The following is a 17,853-nucleotide window of genomic DNA, read 5'->3' as shown; positions in this document are numbered from 1 at the left end:
CGCGCGCGGGCGCCCCGCTCCCGGCGTTGCCCGCGCGCCGCCGGGGCGCAAAGCTCTTCCCCGTGGACACCGTCTTCACCGTCGGCCACGGCACCCGCAGCGTGGAGGAGCTCGTCGAGCTGCTCGGCGAGGGGCCGGCCGACACGCTGATCGACGTCCGGAGGTTCCCGGGATCGAGCCGCTCCCCTCACCTCGGCCGCGCTGCGCTCGCCGAGGCGCTGCCCCGGCTCGGGGTGACCTACGTCTTCCGCGGCGACGCCCTCGGCGGACGGCGGACCGGGCAGGCCGACTCGCCGCACGTCGCCTGGGAGAACGCGAGCTTCCGGGCCTACGCCGATCACATGGAGACCGCCGCGTTCCAGCGCGCGCTCTCCGAGCTCGAGGCGGAAGCGCGCGCTGGACGGCGAATGGCCCTCCTGTGCGCCGAGACGCTCTGGTGGCGGTGTCACCGCCGCCTCATCGCCGACGCCCTCGTCGCGCGCGGGCTCGCGGTCGTCCACCTGCTCGGCCCCGGCGCGCAGACCCCGCACGCGCTGAACCCCGCCGCCCGGCCCGACGGCGCCGGCCACCTCATCTACGACGTCGGCGCGCAGCGCGCGCTGCCGCTCGGCGGCGCCGGCGCGGAGCCCGCGCCCGCGCCGCGCGAGCCTGTGCGCCCACGCCGCGCGCGGTGATCCCGGCCGGCCAGGTGGCCGCCGGACCTGGATGTGCCCCTCGTCGAGCCGCTGCAGGAGCGCGTCGCATTCCTGCGGACGGCGATTGGCACGGGAGCCCGCGATCGACCTCCGGTATCGCTGGCCGCTCACCGGCGCCGGCCCGAGGGCCGTACGGTACGTGTCAAAAATCACGAAGTCCGCGTAGCGGTCCAGTCGGGTATCACCTGAAAAATAGACCATCAGTCGTCGCACTGACGTCCTGATCCCGGCCCACCTGGAGCGCCATCCGCTCCCACGGGGGCTTTCCGCGGAGCGCGACATCGAGCGCCCCCCGCCCGTCCGGTATGGCGGAGCCGAACCGATTCCGTTACCGTCCCGAGATCACATGAAGGCGCGCCCGATGTGGGCAGGGCCTCCTGGCTCGGGAGACAGTAATGAAAGTGCAACGCATTTCGGCGATCCTGCTCACCTCGGTCGCCTTCTCTGCTGGCTTCATCGGTTGCGGCGACGACGGTTCGGACGGGGGCGCAGGCGGCGGCTCTTCCTCTTCGACCACGAGCTCGTCATCGGGAGGCGCCGTGAGCACCAGCGCGGGCGGGAGCATGGCCGAGTTCCTCGGCGCCCGCTGCACGGCCGACGCCGACTGCGGGCCGGACGGCGTGTGCGCCCTGGAGTCGGACGGGGAGGCCGGTCCTGCGGGCGGGTACTGCACGATGGAGTGCGCCGACGACGGCGACTGCGAAGGAGAGGGCAGCGCCTGCCTCAATAACATCTGTTACCTGGGCTGCGTCCTCGGAGAGCCGGAGATCACGGCCCTCGACGAGGAGCTCGACCCGCTCAAGTGCCACGGCCGCGACGAGCTGCGCTGTGAGGAGGTGGATGACGGCGTGTCGGTCTGCATGCCGAACTGCGGATCCGACTCCCAGTGCTCCGACTCCGGCCGCAGCTGCGATCCCAGGCAGAACGCGTGCGTCGACACGCCCCACGAGGGTCTGCCGATGGGGGCCGCGTGCGACCCCGAAGCCGACGAGGATCCGTGCGCCGGACACTGCGTGGGCTTCCCCGGCGACGTCGGCGCCTGCACCGAGTTCTGCGGCTTCGGCGGCGATGTGTTCGAGTCCGACTGCGGCGGGTTCGAGAACGGCCTCTGCCTCTACCAGTTCACGGAGGTCGTCGGCGCCGGCGACTTCGGCGCCTGCACCAAGGCGTGCAAGGCGCACGACGATTGCCTGTTGCCGAACGCCCGCTGCGAGGACTTCGGCCTCCCGGACAACGGCATCTGCATCTTCGACAAGGTGCCGTGCGAGGACGACAGTGACTGCAAGACACCGGACGAGTGCGCCGAGACGCCTGATGGCTTCTTCTGCCTCGACCCGCTGTACCCGCTGAGCAACGAGGGCACGGGCGGCGCGGGCGGCGCCGGCGGCGCGGGCGGCAGCGGCGGCGCGGGCGGCAGCGGCGGCGCGGGCGGCAGCGACGGCGCGGGCGGCAGCGGCGGCGCGGGCGGCAGCGACGGCGCGGGCGGCAGCGGCGGCGCGGGCAGCACCAGCAGCGCGGCCAGCACCAGCAGCGCGGCCAGCACCAGCAGCGCGGCCAGCACCAGCGGCGCGGGCGGCAGCGGCGGCGCGGGCGGCAGCGGCGGCAGCGGCGGCGCGGGCGGCAGCGGCGGCGCCTGATCGCTGCGTCTCAAGACAGGCACTCATCTCATCTCCTCTCGACTCCAGGAGGTGAGATGAGCGCCTCGCGTTCCACTCCCCTTCCTCGAAGCACCCGAGACACCGCGGTGGCGGTCGCGACGACGCGTTTCCCAGGGCTCCCACGCGCCCAGGAAGCGGCGCGCGCCGCCGTCGCCATCACCGGTTCCGTCGCGAGCGCGAGGCCTGTCTATCGGCCCGCAGACGGCGCGTTCGCCCGCGGCGACAGGCCGCGGACGAGGGTCGCGAGCGTGCGCAGCACCGGGGTGTCGACCCCGGCCCGGCGCGCGCGCTCGACCACCGCGCCCTGGAGGATATCGACCTCCGTCGCGCGGCCGGCCCGCACGTCCTGCAGCATCGAGGGCTCGGTGAGCGGGAACTCGGAGCGCGTGAGGGCGAGCATCGCGTCCGCGGTCGCCTCGGAGATCTCCGCCCCTTCCGCCCGCGCGACCGCGATCACCTCGAGCATCGCCGCCCGGGTGAGGTCCTCCATCCGCTCCGCGACCACGCCGGCGCGCTGGCCGGTCAGCGCGCAGATCGCATTGAACGGGGCGTTCCAGACCATCTTCTCCCAGAGCATGGCGCGGTGGTCCGCCCCGCGGCGGACGGGGATGCCCGCGCGCTCGAGCAGCGCGGCGGTCGCCTCGACCCGCGCCTCCTGCCCGGGCCGGTAGGGCGCGAGCCCGGCGCGCGTCGGCGCGAGCGTCTCGATCTCGCCAGGCCCGGCGACGCCCGAGGACATGTACGCGATCGCGGCGATCACGCGCGGCGCGCCGACGTCGCGCGCGACAACGTCCTCGGAGTCGAGCCCGTTCAGGAGGGGCGCGGCGAGGCCGTCCGCGGCGAGCAGCCCGGCGAGCTTCGCGCTCACCGCGGCGAGCGACGGCGATTTCACGGCGATGAGCGCGAGATCGAACGGCCCGCGCGCCCCGTCGAGCGGGGCGACACGGAGCGGGGGAGTGCGCAGCTCGCCGGACGGCGTGCGGACGATGAGCCCGCGGGACCGCATCACCTCGGCGTGCGCGCCGCGCGCGACGAACGTGACGTCTTCCCCAGCGAGCGTGAGCCGCGCCCCGAAATAGCCGCCCACCGCGCCCGCGCCGACAACGAGGATCCGCATCGGCGGCGACCATAGCACGCTCGAGCCGGACCGCCGCGGACCGACGAGTGGCGACCTGCGAGGATTGCGGATATGCCTACGCCGAGATGCGCAGGCCGGAAGCCCCCGCCACGACGCACGAGAGCGGCCTCATGAGCGCAGGCGAGCCGAGCGTGAGGATGGAAGCCGATCAGCTCCAGCGCTTGCTGGACGCCCTGCCGGTGCTCATCTCGTATATCGACAGCGACGAGCGCTACGGCGTCGTCAACCGGGCCTACGAGCGCTGGTTCGGCGAAGACAGCGGCTCGATCGTCGGCCGGCAGGTGCGCGAGGTGATCGGCGACGCCGCCTACGCCGCCGTGAAGCCGCACATCACCGCCGTGCTCGCCGGACGGCCGCAGGACTTCGAGGCGCGGCTCACCTACCGGGAGGGCCGCCGGCGCCACGTGCGCATCCAGTACATCCCCCACCGCGACGCGAGCGGCGACGTGCGCGGCTTCTTCGCGCTCGTCGCGGACGTCAGCGAGCAGAAGCGCGCCGAGGACGCGCGGCGCTTCCTGGCCGACGCGTCGGCCGCGCTCGACCCGGCGCAGGGCCGCGACGCGGGCTTCCGGCGCGTCGCGGCCCTCGCGGTCGCCTCGGTGGCCGATCTGTGCGCCGTCCACACGCTCGAACCGGACGGCTCCGTCCACGCGCGGGTCGTCGCGCACGCCGATCCGGCCAAGGCGGAGCTCGCCGCCCGTCTGGCCCGGCGCAGCCACCCCCTGCCGGCGCCCGGGACGCCGCCATCGCCGTTGCACGAGGTGCTCCACGGCGGCCACGGCCGGCTCCTCCCCGACCTCGCCGGCCACGCGCAGGCCGGCGCGGACCACCTCGCCGCCCTGCGCGAGCTCGGCTGCCGCTCCGCGGTGATCGTGCCCATCCGCGGCGACGCGTGCGTCCTCGCGGCGCTCACGCTCGCGTCCGCAGAGGTGGATCGCACCTACGGCGCCGCCGATCTCGCCTTCGCCGAGGAGCTCTCGCAGCGCATCGAGGTCACCTTGCAGCGCGTGCGCCTCTACGACATGGCCCGCGACGCCGAGTCCGAGGCGCGGCGGCGCTTCCTGGCCGAGCAGGAGGCGCGCCGGGCCGCCGAGCGCGCGGCGCAGCGCATGGCCGGCCTCCAGCGGATCACGGCGGCGCTCGCCGACGCGCTCACCAGCGAGGCCGTGGCGCAGGTCGTCGTCGACATCGGCGTCGCCGCCGCGGGCGCGTACGCCGGGACCATCGTCGTGACGGCGGGCGACGAGCTCGAGTGCCTCAAGGAGGTCGGCTACGAGCGCGAGACCATCGAGCGCTTCCGGCAGATGCCCCTCGACGCCGCCCTCCCGCTCACCGACGCGCTGCGGACCGGCGCGCCCGTCTGGCTGCGCTCGCGCGAGGAGTGCTCCGCCCGCTACCCGCGCATCGCGAGCGCCGTGCTGTCCGGCGCGACCGTGTCGCTCTGCTGTCTCCCGCTCGTGGTCCAGGAGCGGCCCATCGGCGTGCTCGGGCTGAGCTTCGCGGAGCCGCGCCCGTTCGACCGGGAAGAGCAGGAGTTCCTGGTCGCGGTGTCGCGCCAGTGCGCGCAGGCCATGGAGCGCGCCCGCCTGCACGAGGAGCGCGCCGCTCTCGTCGAGCGCGAGCGGCGCGTCGCCCTCGAGAACGCCCGGCTCTACCGCGAGGCCCACGAGGCGGACCGGCGCAAGGACGAGTTCATCGCGATGCTGTCGCACGAGCTCCGCAACCCGCTGGCGCCCATCACCACCGGCCTCGAGCTCCTGCAAATGAGCGCCCAGATGAGCGCCCAGATGAGCGCCCAGATGAGCGCCGGCGAGCGCGCGGATCGCGACGACCGGCAGATCCTGGCGACCCTCGAGCGGCAGGTGAAGACGATCGTCCGGCTCGTCGACGATCTCCTCGACGTCTCCAGGATCACGCGGGGCAAGATCGAGCTGAAGCGGGAGCGGCTCGACGTCGCCTCGGTCGTCGAGACCGCGGTAGAGTCGGTCCGCCCGCTGCTCGTCCAGCGCGGGCACGATCTCGTCCTGTCGGTGGATCCGGGCGTCTTCGTGCACGGCGACCGCGTCCGGCTCGAGCAGGTCGTCGTGAACCTCCTCAACAACGCGATCAAGTACACGAACCCCGGCGGCCGCGTCTCGCTCGCCTGCGCCGCGATCGCCGGCGACGCGCGGATCCGGGTGACCGACACCGGCGTCGGCATCTCCGCCGAGCTGCTCCCGCGCGTCTTCGAGCCGTTCATGCAGGCCCGGCGCACGCTGGACCGCTCCCAGGGCGGCCTCGGGATCGGGCTCACGCTGGTCAAGCGGCTCGCCGAGCTGCACGGCGGCCGCGTCGAAGCGCTGAGCGGGGGCCCCGGCGAGGGGACGGCCATCAGCGTCTGGCTCCCGCTCGCCGGCGCGCCGAGCGCGCCCGCCGAAGCCTCCGCTCCGCCAGCGCCCGGCGCCGCCCCTCCGCGCGCCAGGACGCGCCCCCTCCACGTCCTCCTCGTCGACGACAACGTCGACGCCGCCGAGGGCCTCCGGCGCGTCCTCCAGCTCCACGGCCACGCCGTTTCGATGGCCCACGACGGCCCGGCGGCGCTCGACGCCGCGCGGGCGTCGAAGCCCGATCTCGTCCTGCTCGATATCGGCCTGCCCGGGATGGACGGCTACGAGGTCGTCCGGCGCCTGCGCGCCGAGCCCGAGCTCACGCGCTCCTACATCGCCGCCCTGTCCGGTTACGGGCAAGACCAGGACCGCCGCCGCTCGCGCGAAGCCGGCTTCGACGCGCACCTCACCAAGCCGGTCGCGACGGAGCAGCTCCTGTCCCTGCTCGCCGAAGCCGCCCCGCGCGGCTGATCGGCCCGCGCTCCATTTCAGAAGTGCAATGCAACCGCGCCGGGGCGCGATACAGCGCTGAAACAGACGATTCCAGTTCTGAACGGTGCGCCCATTTCCTTTCATTGGCGCTGTCGCGTCCCGCCTTCGCTCGGTGCCCTGTTGCGCTCGCCGATGGCCGCGAAACATGCAGGAAACATGAGGTGGCATAGGCGATTGCAAGGGGCCTAGCGCGCCGTCGGGCCGACAATTTATTCCTGCGAAACAGTTGCGAAACAGAGCCCACAGTACACAGTTTTTGGTCCGGGACTGTGGCTGATGCATGGTTCGGACGGCAGCGCGGCAGTGACGGTGAGAAGGACTCACCGGGTCCAAAGGTGGGTTTCATGAGCAAGAAGAAGGACCTCCTCGTCATCGGCAACGGCATGGTCGGGCACAAGTTCATCGAGAACATGGTTCTCGGTGGCTTCCTGCGCGAGTGGAACGTCACGACCTTCTGCGAGGAGCCGCGGCTCGCCTACGACCGGGTGAACCTGTCCGCCTTCTTCAACGGCAAATCGGCCGAGGATCTGTCGATGGTCAAGCCCGGCCTCTACGAGGAGGCGGGCATTCAGGTCCATCTCAACGACAAGGCCGTCTCGATCGATCGGCGGAAGAAGGCGGTGACGTCGGCGAAGGGGAAGACGGTCTATTACGACAAGCTCATCCTCGCCACCGGCTCGTATCCGTTCGTCCCGCCGATCAAGGGCAAAGACGCGAAGGGCTGCTTCGTCTACCGCACGATCGACGACCTCGAGGCCATGGACGCCTACGCCAAGGTCGCGAAGGTCGGCACGGTCATCGGCGGCGGCCTGCTCGGGCTGGAGGCGGCCAACGCGCTCAAGAACATGGGCCTCCAGGTCCACGTCGTGGAGTTCGCGCCGCGCCTGATGGCCCTCCAGGTCGACGACGCCGGCGGCGCGATCCTCCGGGCGAAGATCGAGTCGCTCGGCGTGAACGTGCACACGAGCAAGTCGACGACGGAGATCGTCGCGGAGCACGGCCGCGTGGCGAGGATGGTCTTCGCCGACCAGAGCGAGCTCTCGACCGACATGATCGTCTTCTCGGCCGGCATCCGCCCGAGGGACGAGCTCGCGAGGGCGTGCGATCTCGCGCTCGGGAACCGCGGCGGCGTCGCCATCAACGAGCGCTGTCAGACGTCGGACCCGGACATCTATGCCATCGGCGAGTGCGCGAGCTATAACAGCCAGCTCTACGGCCTGGTGGCGCCCGGCTACCACATGGCCAAGGTCGCGGTCGACGCCATCACCGGCGGGAAGGAGACCTTCAGCGGCTTCGACATGAGCACGAAGCTCAAGCTGATGGGCGTGGACGTCGCGAGCTTCGGCGACGCGTTCGCGACCCAGCAGGGCGCGCGCGTGCTCAGCTTCATGAACGCGACGTCGAACGTCTACAAGAAGCTCGTCGTCAGCGCGGACGGCAAGCTCCTCCTCGGCGGCATCCTGGTCGGCGACGCCGCGAACTACGGCCAGCTGCTCCAGCTCGTGCAGAACAAGATCGTCCTCCCGCCGCACCCGGAGGATCTCATCGTCACGGCGCGGGACGGCGCGAAGCCGGCGGGCCTCGGCGTCGACGCGCTGCCCGACACCGCCATGATCTGCTCGTGCCTGAACGTCACGAAGAAGGCCATCTGCTCGGCCATCTGCGACGACAAGCACGTCACGGTCGCCGGCATCAAGGCGCACACGAAGGCCGGCACGGGCTGCGGCTCGTGCACCACGCTGATCTCCGACATCCTGAAGAAGGAGCTCAAGAAGGCCGGCGTCGCGGTCAACAACTACATCTGCGAGCACTTCAACCACTCGCGCCAGGAGCTCTATCACCTCGTCCGGATCCACCAGATCAAGACGTTCGACGACCTGCTCACCCGCCACGGCCAGGGCAAGGGCTGCGAGATCTGCAAGCCCGCGGTGGCGTCGATCCTCGCGTCGACGTGGAACGAGCACATCCTGAGCAAGAAGCACCTCCCGCTGCAGGACACGAACGATCGCTACCTGGCCAACGTCCAGCGCGACGGCACCTACTCGGTGGTCCCGCGCGTGGCGGGCGGCGAGATCACGCCGGATCAGCTCATCGCCCTCGGGGTGGTCGCGAAGAAGTACAACCTGTACTCGAAGATCACCGGCGGCCAGCGCGTCGACCTGTTCGGCGCGCGGCTGGAGCAGCTGCCCGACATCTGGCGCGAGCTCATCGCCGCCGGCTTCGAGTCGGGGCACGCGTACGGCAAGGCGCTGCGCACCGTGAAGTCGTGCGTGGGCAGCACCTGGTGCCGCTACGGCGTGCAGGACTCGGTGGGCTTCGCGGTCGCGGTCGAGAACCGCTACAAGGGGCTGCGCAGCCCCCACAAGCTGAAGTCCGCGGTGTCCGGCTGCGCGCGCGAGTGCGCCGAGGCGCAGGGCAAGGACTTCGGCATCATCGCGACGGAGAAGGGCTACAACCTCTACCTCTGCGGCAACGGCGGGATGAAGCCGCAGCACGCCCAGCTCTTCGCCTCGGATCTCGACGAGGCGACGCTCATCAAGTACCTCGACCGGTTCCTGATGTTCTACATCCGCACGGCGGACCGGCTCCAGCGCACGTCGGTGTGGTTCAACAACCTCGAGGGCGGCATGGATTACCTCCGCCAGGTCATCATCGAGGACTCGCTCGGGATCTGCGATGAGCTGGAGAAGGAGATGGCCCACCTCATCGACACCTACGAGTGCGAGTGGAAGGCCGCGGTCAACGACCCCGAGAAGCTCAAGCAGTTCCGCCAGTTCGTGAACGCCGGCGAGCCCGACCGGAGCATCGTGTTCGTCAGCGAGCGCGCGCAGCACCGCCCCGCGGCGTGGCAGGAGAAGTCGAACGTCGTCGAGGAGATGATCTGACAGCGGGGCCGAGGGGCCCTGTCTGAGGGAAACCGTCATGAGCGAGCTGCACACTTCGGAAGCGCCTCGGAGCGAGACCATGACCCAGGGTTGGATCGACGTCTGCGGGGTAGAGGACATCATCCCGAACACGGGGGTCTGCGCGCTCGTCGGGAAGCGCCAGATCGCGCTGGTCCGGGTCGGCGAGGGCGAGGAGGTCTACGCCATCAGCAACTTCGACCCGTTCAGCAAGGCGTTCGTCCTCTCCCGCGGGATCGTCGGGGACAAGGGGGGCGTCCCCAAGATCGCCTCGCCGATCTACAAGCAGAACTTCGATCTGCGGTCGGGTCAGTGCCTGGACGACCCGGGCGTGAGCATCCCCGTGTATCCCCTCCGGGTCCGGGACGGGCGTGTCGAGATCCAGGCCGCGGCGGAGCCGCTCGCGGCGGCGAGCTGACGGGATGACCTGGCGAGCCAGCGCCAGGCGCTTCCGTGCGGCGGACGCGCCGCCGTTCGCGGTGTCTCTCTTGGAGTTCTCGGGGCTGGGCTTCCGCGCCGGGTAGACAGGGAATTTCGATGAGCGTTGCAAAGGTCTCGGACACTCACTTTCGCTTACCCATCGTCAACTCGGCGCCGAAGATCCACGACAACAACAAGAGCCTGCTGGACTCGCTCCTCGCCGACCAGCAGAAGCTCACGGCGGTCGAGAAGTTCTCCAGGATGCACGAGGAGCACGCGCTCCCGGCGCAGTCCAAGTACTACCGCGACCTGATCCCGCTCGAGAAGCCGAAGCCCGGCCAGCAGTACGGCTTCGAGGTCGACCTCGACGCGTGCACGGCCTGCAAGGCGTGCGTCACCGCCTGCCACAGCCTGAACGGCCTCGACGACAACGAGGTGTGGCGCTCGGTCGGGCTGCTCCACGGCGGCACACCCCAGACGCCGGCGCAGCAGAGCGTGACGACGGCGTGCCACCACTGCCTGGACCCGGCGTGCATGTCGGGGTGCCCGGTCAAGGCCTACGAGAAGGACCCGATCACCGGCATCGTCAAGCACCTCGATGACCAGTGCATCGGCTGCCAGTACTGCATCCTGATGTGCCCCTACGACGCTCCGAAGTTCAACGCGGAGCGGGGGATCGTGCGCAAGTGCGACATGTGCAGCGATCGGCTGGCCAACGACGAGGCCCCGGCGTGCGTGCAGTCGTGCCCGAACGGCGCCATCCGGATCACGATGGTCGACCAGCAGCAGGCCGTGCAAGAGAGCCAGACGAGCCTCTTCTTGCCGGGGGCGGCGGCGCCGGAGATCACGATCCCGACGACGACCTACAAGACGCAGAAGTCGCTCCCGCGCAACATGCTCCCCGCGGACTTCTACCAGGTGAGCCGGGAGCACTCCCACCCTCCGCTCGTCGCGATGCTGGTGCTGACGCAGCTCTCGGTGGGCGCGTTCTGCGTGAGCCTGGCCCTCAACGAGCTGCTCGGCGCGCAGGCGACGCGTGATTTCGGCGGCCACAGCGCCACGTTCGCGCTCGTCTTCGGGATCGCCGCGCTGAAGGCGAGCCTCTTTCACCTTGGCCGGCCGCAGTTCGCGTTCCGGGCCTTCCTGGGGCTCAAGACGTCATGGCTCAGCCGGGAGATCCTGGGGTTCTCGCTCTTCGCCGGGGCCGCGACGCTGTACGCGGCGTCCTTCTGGCTGCCCGCCCTCCCGACGCTCCCGGTGCTCTCGGCGCTGCCCCCCATCGAGCAACTGCAGACGCCGCTCTCGTATGCGGTCGCGCTGAGCGGGATCCTCGGGGTCTTCTGCTCCGTGATGGTGTACGCCGCGACGCAGCGGGAGCACTGGCGCGGGGCCCTGACGGGCTTCAAGTTCGCGACCACGGCGGCCATCCTCGGGAGCTCGACGGTCCTGATGATCGGGCTGCTCCTGAGCGCCGAGCACGCGGCGCTGCTCCTGACGCGGGGCTTCCGCGCGCTGAGCGCGTTCCTGTGCGTGACGACGGCGCTCAAGCTGCTCGTGGAGCTGTCGATGTTCCGGCACCTGCGGAAGCGGAGCCACTCGACGCTCAAGCGGAGCGCGATCCTGATGACGGGGGAGCTGAAGGGCGCGACGGGCTGGCGCTTCGCTTGCGGGGCGCTCGGCGGGATCGTCCTGCCGGCGCTCAGCCTCTTCTCGGCGCCGAACAGCGGCGTGAGCTCTGAAGTTCTGATGGCGATGGCGGTCGTGGCGTTCCTGTTCTGCCTCGCGGGCGAGTTCCTCGAGCGGTACCTCTTCTTCGCAGCGGCGCCCGCCTCCAAGATGCCCGGAGGGCTCTCCTGATGACGACCAGCGATGCAAGCGATGCGAAGAAGACGTCTCCGGCGCCCAAGCAGGCGGACAACCTCCTCTTGCAGCGCAACGGGCCGCTGACGCGCGAGCTGCTCCTCACGCCCGGCGAGTTCGGCCTCGGGAGGGTGCCTGCGCGGCTCAAGCCCGACCAGACGACGACGGTCGTGTGCGGGTTCTGCTCGACCGGGTGCGGGCTGAACGTGCACCTCAAGGACGGAGAGGCGATCAACCTCTCGCCCAACACGGACTATCCCGTGAACCTCGGGATGGCGTGCCCGAAGGGCTGGGAGGCGCTCACGCCGCTCCGCGCGACCGATCGCGCGACCGCGCCGCTCCTCAGGAACGCGCGCGGGAAGCTGGAGCGCGTGGAGTGGGACGTCGCGCTCCGCACGTTCGTCGATCGGTTCAAGGCGATCCAGGAGGCGCACGGCAAGGAGTCGGTCGCCTTCATCAGCACCGGGCAGATCGTCACCGAGGAGATGGCCTTCCTCGGGGCGCTCGCGAAGTTCGGGATGGGCATGTTGCACGGGGACGGCAACACCCGGCAATGCATGGCGACATCGGTGGTCGCGTACAAGGAGGCGTTCGGGTTCGACGCGCCGCCCTACACGTACCGCGATTTCGAGGAGTCCGACGTCGTGGTGCTCGTCGGCTCGAACCTCTGCATCGCCCACCCGATCATGTGGGAGCGGCTCTGCAAGAACAAGAACCGCCCCGAGATCCTCGTCGTGGATCCGCGCAAGACCGAGACGGCGATGGCGGCGACGGCGCACTATGCGCTCAATCCGAAGTCGGATCTGACGCTGTTCTACGGAATCGCCCACATCCTCATCCAGCGCGGGTGGATCGACCCGGGGTACATCGAGGCGCACACGGTCGATTTCGAGGCGTTCAAGGCGCACGTCGAGGATTTCACGCCGGCGCGCGTCTCCGAGGCGACGGGGCTCAGCGAGGCGCAGCTCGCGTCGTTCGCGGAGAAGATCCATAACGGGAAGCGGGTGTCGTTCTGGTGGACCATGGGCGTCAACCAGAGCCACGAGGGCGTGCGGGTCGCGCAGTCGCTCATCAACCTGGCGCTGATGACGGGGAACATCGGCCGTCCCGGCACCGGGGCGAACTCCATCACGGGCCAGTGCAACGCGATGGGCTCGCGGATGTTCAGCAACACGACGGGCCTGTTCGCCGGCCACGACTTCACGAAGGAGGAGCACCGGAAGAAGATCGCCGGGATCCTCGGCATTCCGGAGGAGGTCATCCCGACCCGGAACAGCCTGGCCTACGACCAGATCATCGAAGGCATCTTGAAGGGGAAGATCAAGGGCCTCTGGATCATCGCGACGAACCCGGCCCACTCCTGGATCAACCAGGAGGATCTGCACGAGCTCCTCGGCCGCCTGGAGTTCCTCGTGGTGCAGGACATGTACGCCACGACGGAGACGGCGGAGCGCGCCCATCTCGTCCTCCCGGCGGCCTCGTGGGCCGAGAAGGAGGGCACGTTCATCAACTCGGAGCGGCGCATCGGCCTCGTCAAGAAGGTCTCGCGGGCCCCGGGCCAGGCGCTGGCGGACTTTCACATCTTCCAGCTGGTCGCCCAGTACTGGGGCTGCGGCGAGCTGTTCAAGGAGTGGAAGAGCCCGGAGGCGGTCTTCCAGATCATGAAGCGGCTCTCGAAGGGGCAGCCGTGCGACATCACGGGCATCGACGGCTACACGATGCTCGACGAGCGCGGCGGCATCCAGTGGCCCTACCCCGAGGGGGCGGCCTTCGAGACGAACGAGCGGCGGCTGTTCGAGGACGGCCAGTACTACCGCCCGGATCAGAAGGCGAAGTTCGCCTTCCAGGCGCCCCGCCAGCTGCCGGAGCCGACCGACGAGCAGTATCCGTTCACGCTGCTCACGGGGCGAGGGAGCTCCAGCCAGTGGCACACGCAGACGCGGACCAAGAAGTCGGCGGTGCTGCAGCGGCTCTATCCGAAGGAGATCTACGTCGAGCTGAGCCCGGTCGACGCGAAGAAGATCGGTATCGAGATGAACGAGTGGGTGGTCATCGCGTCCCGCCGCGCGGAGATCAAGGCGCGGGCGTTCGTCACGAACTCGGTGAAGCCCGGGGAGATCTTCGTGCCGATGCACTACGAGATCACGAACAAGCTGACGTTCCCGGCCTTCGACCAGTACTCCCGGCAGCCGTCGTACAAGGCCTGCGCGGTGAAGGTGCGGCGGGAAGAGGATCGCGGGTAGCCCGCGCTGCCTCCGCGAGGACAGCCTCCGCGAGGAGCGCGCGGCGCGCGTGGGAGGCGCGCTCAGCCGCGCGCGCCCCGCCGCGGGCGCGGGGCGTTTGGCGATCGCTGCGGGCTGCGGGCCCTCGGCGCGGCCAGGCGCACGCCGCTCGCGGCCGGCGCCGGGGCGCGCAGGTGCCCGCTGCGCAGGTAGTAGGCCAGGAGCGTGTCCAGCAGCCGGGCGTTCATGGGGGGACACGCGATGGCCGTGCCGGCCAGCCCCTCGATCGTGTTCTGGCAGTCGCAGGCGGGCATCTGCGCGTACAGCTCCCATCGGGTCAGGTCGCCGTGGACCTTTTCGGTCAGCATCGGCAGGAGGGGAAGGAACGGGCTGTCGTCCGATCGCCGTATCCGCGCCAGCAGCTGCTCGCACCATTGCGCATAAGGCAGCCGCACCAGCGGATAGCCGCGGAAGACGAGCAGATCGAAGAAGCCGTTCAGATCGAGCCGCTGCGGCGGCGGGGGCACCAGGTGGAACGCCTTCCCCAGCGAGCCCGGCCGGCAGGACAGATGCACGATCGCCCGGCTGGCGTAGTCGACCGTCACGAGCTCCTTGCTCTGCGCGGGGAGGTCGGGGGCACAGCGCATCTCGACGCAGCCTTTGATCATCCTGCTTACGAAGTCGGTCACGTTGGCGGCGCCCGTCTGGCTGTGACCCACGATGGACCCGGGGCGGAAGACGGTGACGGGCACCCCGCGCGCGCGCGCGATCCACACGAGCTTCTCGGCGACCCACTTGCTCTGGGAATACCCCATGTCCGTGTGGAGGTGGTCCACCCAGCGATCGAGATCGTCGCTCTCCCGCACGGTCTGGGCGCCGGTGAAATAGCCGATCTGGCCGATGACCCCGATCGTCGAGACGTGGTGCACGGGCTTCGTCCGGCCCAGGCAAGCGAGCCGCAAGATCTCCTGTGTCCCCAGCACGTTCGCCGCCTTGTGGGATGCGTACGGCTTGATGTAATTGACCTCGGCGCCGGCGTGGTAGATCGCGTCGACCCGCTGCGCGAGCGCCTCGAAGCAAGCCGGGGTGAGCCCGAGCAGCGGCTCCCTCAAGTCGCCAGGCACGGCGACGATCCTCGCGCTCGCCGCGGGATCCCAGAGCGAATAGGCCGAAAGGCTCCGCCGGAGCCTCGCCAGGCCTGCGGCGGCGTCGGGAGCGCGGACCAGGCAATGGACCGTGGCGCGCGTCTGCGTGAGGAGGTCGCGCACGAGAAAGGCGCCCAGGAACCCCGTGGCGCCGGTGAGGAAGACGTGGCGAGGCGGAGCGCTCGTGTCGACGAACGAGCCGCAGGGCCGAATGTCGGGAGCGAGGGCGGCCTCCGCGCGGAGGTCGATCGCGCCCATCGACGCCGCGGCGCCGCGCGCCTTCCAGCGCCGCGCCTCCTCGACGGCGCGGGCGAGCCCGGCCACGGTGGGCGACTCGAACAGCCGGCGCGCGGGCACGTCGACCAGGAAGACCGTCCGCACCTGGAGGAGCACCTGCGCCGCCAGAAGGGAGTTTCCGCCGATCTCGAAGAAGTCATCATCGACCTCCGGGCGGTCGGTATGGAGGACGGACGCCCAGATCTCGGCCACCCGGCGCTCGATCGGAGAGCGGGTGCTCTCCGGCTCTCCGGTGTGCAGCCGGCCGGCGTCGGGCGGCGGCAGCGCCCGGCGATCGACCTTCCCGGTCACGGCGAGCGGCAGCGATGGCAGCACGACGAACGCGGCCGGGATCATGTAGTCGGGCAGCTTCTCCTGCAGAGACCGGCGCAGGCTCCTCGACAGGTCGCGGGACGCGGGGCCGCTGCTCTCCACGCCGGCCTCCGCTCCCTGCCACCGATCCGCGCCCGCGGCGCGCGACGGAGGGCCGCCCGAGCCGAAGTCCGAGACGACGTGCGCCACGAGGCGCATGTCGCCGGGCGCGTGCTCGTGGAGCACGACCACGGCCTCGCGCACGGAGGGGCACGCGCACAGCGCCGCCTCGATTTCCCCGAGCTCGACGCGGAAGCCACGGATCTTCACCTGGCAGTCGATCCGCCCCAGGAAATCGAGCGACCCATCGGCCAGATAACGGACCTGATCGCCCGTCTTGTACAGGCGCTCTCCCGGCTCCTCGGGCAAGGGGTTCTGGACGAACGCCGCGGCGGTCAGATCGGGTCGGTTCAGGTAGCCTCGGGCCAGCCCGTCTCCGGCGACGTAGAGCTCACCGGGGACGCCCACGGGCACCGGCTGGAGCCGGCGGTCCAGGACATAGGCGCGCGTGTTCGAGATGGGCCGTCCGATCGGCACGCGGGAGGCGCCCTCCGGGACCGCGCGCACGAGGTGAGCCGTGGAGAACGTCGTGTTCTCGGTCGGACCGTAGCCGTTCACGAGGTGCTTCGGGGCGCCTTTCAGGAGCACCTCTCTGGACAGCTTCGGATTGAGCACGTCGCCGCCGACGACGAGGTAGGAGAGCCCCTGAAAGGCGTCCGGGCTCACACGCGCGAGGTGGTGGAAGAGCGCCGTGGTCAGGAACAGGATGGAGATGCCTTCGCGGCGAAGGAGCGCCGGGAGGGCCTCCGGCGAGAGGAGCGTCTCGCGAGACACGACGACGAGACGTGCGCCGTTGAGCAGCGCGCCCCAGACCTCGAATGTCGACGCGTCGAACGAGAGACTGGAGGCGTGCGCCACGTGATCCGACGGCCCGAACGCAACATAGTCCGTGTCCCGGACGAGGCGGACGATCCCCCGGTGCGGGACGGCCACGCCCTTGGGCCTTCCCGTCGATCCCGACGTGAACATCACGTAGGCGAGGTCGGTGGCGGCGGCAGGGATGGCCGGGTTTGCATCGTCGCCGGGCGCGCCGTGGTCCTCGTCGAGGCACAGGACGCCTCCGCGGAAATCGAGCTGCGTCACCAGCTCTCGCTTCCCGAGCACGAGGCTCACCGCAGCGTCCTCGAGCATGAAGCGCAGCCGCTCGTCCGGATAGCTCGGATCGAGGGGGACGTAGGCGCCGCCGGCCTTGAGGACACCGAGCAGGGCGACGAGCGCGCTCGACGACCGCTCGGCGAGGACGCCCACGCGCAGGTCGGGGCCGGCACGGCGCGCGGAGATCCGATGAGCGAGCCGGTTGGCGCGGCGGTTCAGCTCGCGGTAGGTGAGCGCCTCACCGCCCTCGACGACGGCGATGGCGTCGGGCGCCCGCGCGACGTGCTCCTCGAACAGCTCATGAACGCACGCGTCGCGCGGGTAGGCGGTCCGCGTCGCGTTCCAGGCGACGGTCATCCGACGCCGCTCCTCCGGCGTGAGCAGCGGAATCTCGGAGATCGGCCGCTCGGCGTCCTCCACCACGCCCACGAGCACGAGGCCGAGGTGGTCCAAGAGCCGCTCGATGGTCCCGGGATCGAACAGCTCGGTGCTGTACGCCATGCTCGCGACGAGCCCTCGCTCGGACGCCGCGACGGACAGCGACAGATCGATCGGCGCGACGGGGCGGGCGCGCGGGCGCCGCGCAGGTGTCGCCGCCCTGATCGCGGTGCGACGCAGGACATCCCCGGGCCGCACGAGCTCGAAGGTGGTCTGGAACATCGGGTGATCGCTCGTCTCGTCCGCCTCCCCGAGCCCCGTGAGCGGCCGGTCCAGAGGCTCGCGGCCGCGGGCCTCGGTCGAGGCCACCTGCGCGGCGACCTGCGCGAGGACGTCTCGAAAGCTGAGCGCCTCGTCGAGGCGGGCGTGAACGACGAGCGGATAGCGAGGCCAGGGCGCCGCGCGCGAGCCCCACCGGCCGCCGCGGCGAGGCCAGGGCGCCCCGATCAGGATCTCGCTCTGCGCGGTATGGCGATAGAGCAGCGCCGCATAAGCAGAGAGCAGGGTGACGAAGCGCGTCGCGCCCGAGCGCCGGCGCAGGCGATCGAGCTCCAGGGCGAGCCGAGGCGGCAGCTCCCGCGACACCGACGCTCGGCGCCGCGACGGCGCGGGCGGGCGGGGGCGATCCGTGGCGAGATCGAGCACGGGCAGCTCACGCGGGAGCCCCCCGGCTGCGTGGGACGAACTAGCCTGTATCGCGCGAGCGCGCATGA

The 17,853-nt window shown here is 70.6% G+C and carries 9 protein-coding genes; 7 read left to right on the top strand and 2 right to left on the bottom strand.

The genetic code is table 11. The features are described 5' to 3' along the window. The first annotated feature begins 62 nt into the window (after positions 1-62). Positions 63-674, top strand: coding sequence for a DUF488 domain-containing protein (locus WMF39_RS46115; protein WP_437742785.1), 612 nt, complete (start codon positions 63-65; stop codon positions 672-674). Between the two features lie 416 nt (positions 675-1,090). After that, complete coding sequence (locus tag WMF39_RS46110) at positions 1,091-2,332, top strand: hypothetical protein (protein ID WP_437742784.1); 1,242 nt, start codon at positions 1,091-1,093, stop codon at positions 2,330-2,332. 208 nt (positions 2,333-2,540) lie between these two features. Here the strand turns inward: WMF39_RS46110 and WMF39_RS46105 are convergent, their stop codons facing one another. Beyond that, positions 2,541-3,470 (bottom strand): ketopantoate reductase family protein, encoded by a 930-nt coding sequence (locus WMF39_RS46105; protein ID WP_437742783.1) that lies wholly within the window; start codon positions 3,468-3,470, stop codon positions 2,541-2,543. Between the two features lie 47 nt (positions 3,471-3,517). Here WMF39_RS46105 and WMF39_RS46100 point away from each other — a divergent pair, with 47 nt between their 5' ends. The 5 genes from WMF39_RS46100 to WMF39_RS46080 all read left to right on the top strand — a co-directional run bounded on the left by WMF39_RS46100 (position 3,518) and on the right by WMF39_RS46080 (position 13,775). Next, positions 3,518-6,328, top strand: a complete 2,811-nt coding sequence (locus WMF39_RS46100) for an ATP-binding protein (RefSeq protein WP_437742782.1) — start codon at positions 3,518-3,520, stop codon at positions 6,326-6,328. Between the two features lie 365 nt (positions 6,329-6,693). After that, on the top strand, positions 6,694-9,234 hold the full coding sequence (gene nirB / locus WMF39_RS46095) for a nitrite reductase large subunit NirB (RefSeq protein WP_437742781.1): 2,541 nt from the start codon (positions 6,694-6,696) through the stop codon (positions 9,232-9,234). A gap of 37 nt (positions 9,235-9,271) precedes the next feature. Further along, on the top strand, positions 9,272-9,670 hold the full coding sequence (gene nirD / locus WMF39_RS46090) for a nitrite reductase small subunit NirD (protein WP_437742780.1): 399 nt from the start codon (positions 9,272-9,274) through the stop codon (positions 9,668-9,670). A gap of 119 nt (positions 9,671-9,789) precedes the next feature. Beyond that, positions 9,790-11,529 carry a DmsC/YnfH family molybdoenzyme membrane anchor subunit gene (locus WMF39_RS46085; RefSeq protein WP_437742779.1) on the top strand — a complete coding sequence of 580 codons (1,740 nt, stop codon included), beginning with the start codon at positions 9,790-9,792 and terminating at the stop codon, positions 11,527-11,529. Next, positions 11,529-13,775, top strand: a complete 2,247-nt coding sequence (locus WMF39_RS46080) for a molybdopterin oxidoreductase family protein (RefSeq protein ID WP_437742778.1) — start codon at positions 11,529-11,531, stop codon at positions 13,773-13,775. Before WMF39_RS46085 ends, WMF39_RS46080 begins: the two co-directional genes overlap by 1 nt. Positions 13,776-13,837: 62 nt before the next feature. Here WMF39_RS46080 and WMF39_RS46075 read toward each other — a convergent pair whose 3' ends face one another. After that, a complete protein-coding gene (locus tag WMF39_RS46075) occupies positions 13,838-17,851 on the bottom strand; it encodes a non-ribosomal peptide synthetase (RefSeq protein ID WP_437742777.1) in 4,014 nt (1,337 codons plus the stop codon). Between the last annotated feature and the right edge of the window lie 2 nt (positions 17,852-17,853).

The sequence above is a fragment of the Sorangium sp. So ce1504 genome, from assembly GCF_051521635.1.
GTDB classification, from domain to species: Bacteria; Myxococcota_A; Polyangia; order Polyangiales; family Polyangiaceae; genus Sorangium; species Sorangium cellulosum_B.
This window is presented reverse-complemented; position numbering and strand designations above follow the sequence as displayed.

Coding starts and splice junctions, on each gene's coding strand:
- WMF39_RS46075 (WP_437742777.1), bottom strand. CDS start 17,851: ATGCGCGCTCGCGCGATACAGGCTAGTTCGTCCCACGCAGCCGGGGGG.
- nirD (WP_437742780.1), top strand. CDS start 9,272: ATGAGCGAGCTGCACACTTCGGAAGCGCCTCGGAGCGAGACCATGACC.
- WMF39_RS46080 (WP_437742778.1), top strand. CDS start 11,529: ATGACGACCAGCGATGCAAGCGATGCGAAGAAGACGTCTCCGGCGCCC.
- nirB (WP_437742781.1), top strand. CDS start 6,694: ATGAGCAAGAAGAAGGACCTCCTCGTCATCGGCAACGGCATGGTCGGG.
- WMF39_RS46105 (WP_437742783.1), bottom strand. CDS start 3,470: ATGCGGATCCTCGTTGTCGGCGCGGGCGCGGTGGGCGGCTATTTCGGG.
- WMF39_RS46085 (WP_437742779.1), top strand. CDS start 9,790: ATGAGCGTTGCAAAGGTCTCGGACACTCACTTTCGCTTACCCATCGTC.
- WMF39_RS46110 (WP_437742784.1), top strand. CDS start 1,091: ATGAAAGTGCAACGCATTTCGGCGATCCTGCTCACCTCGGTCGCCTTC.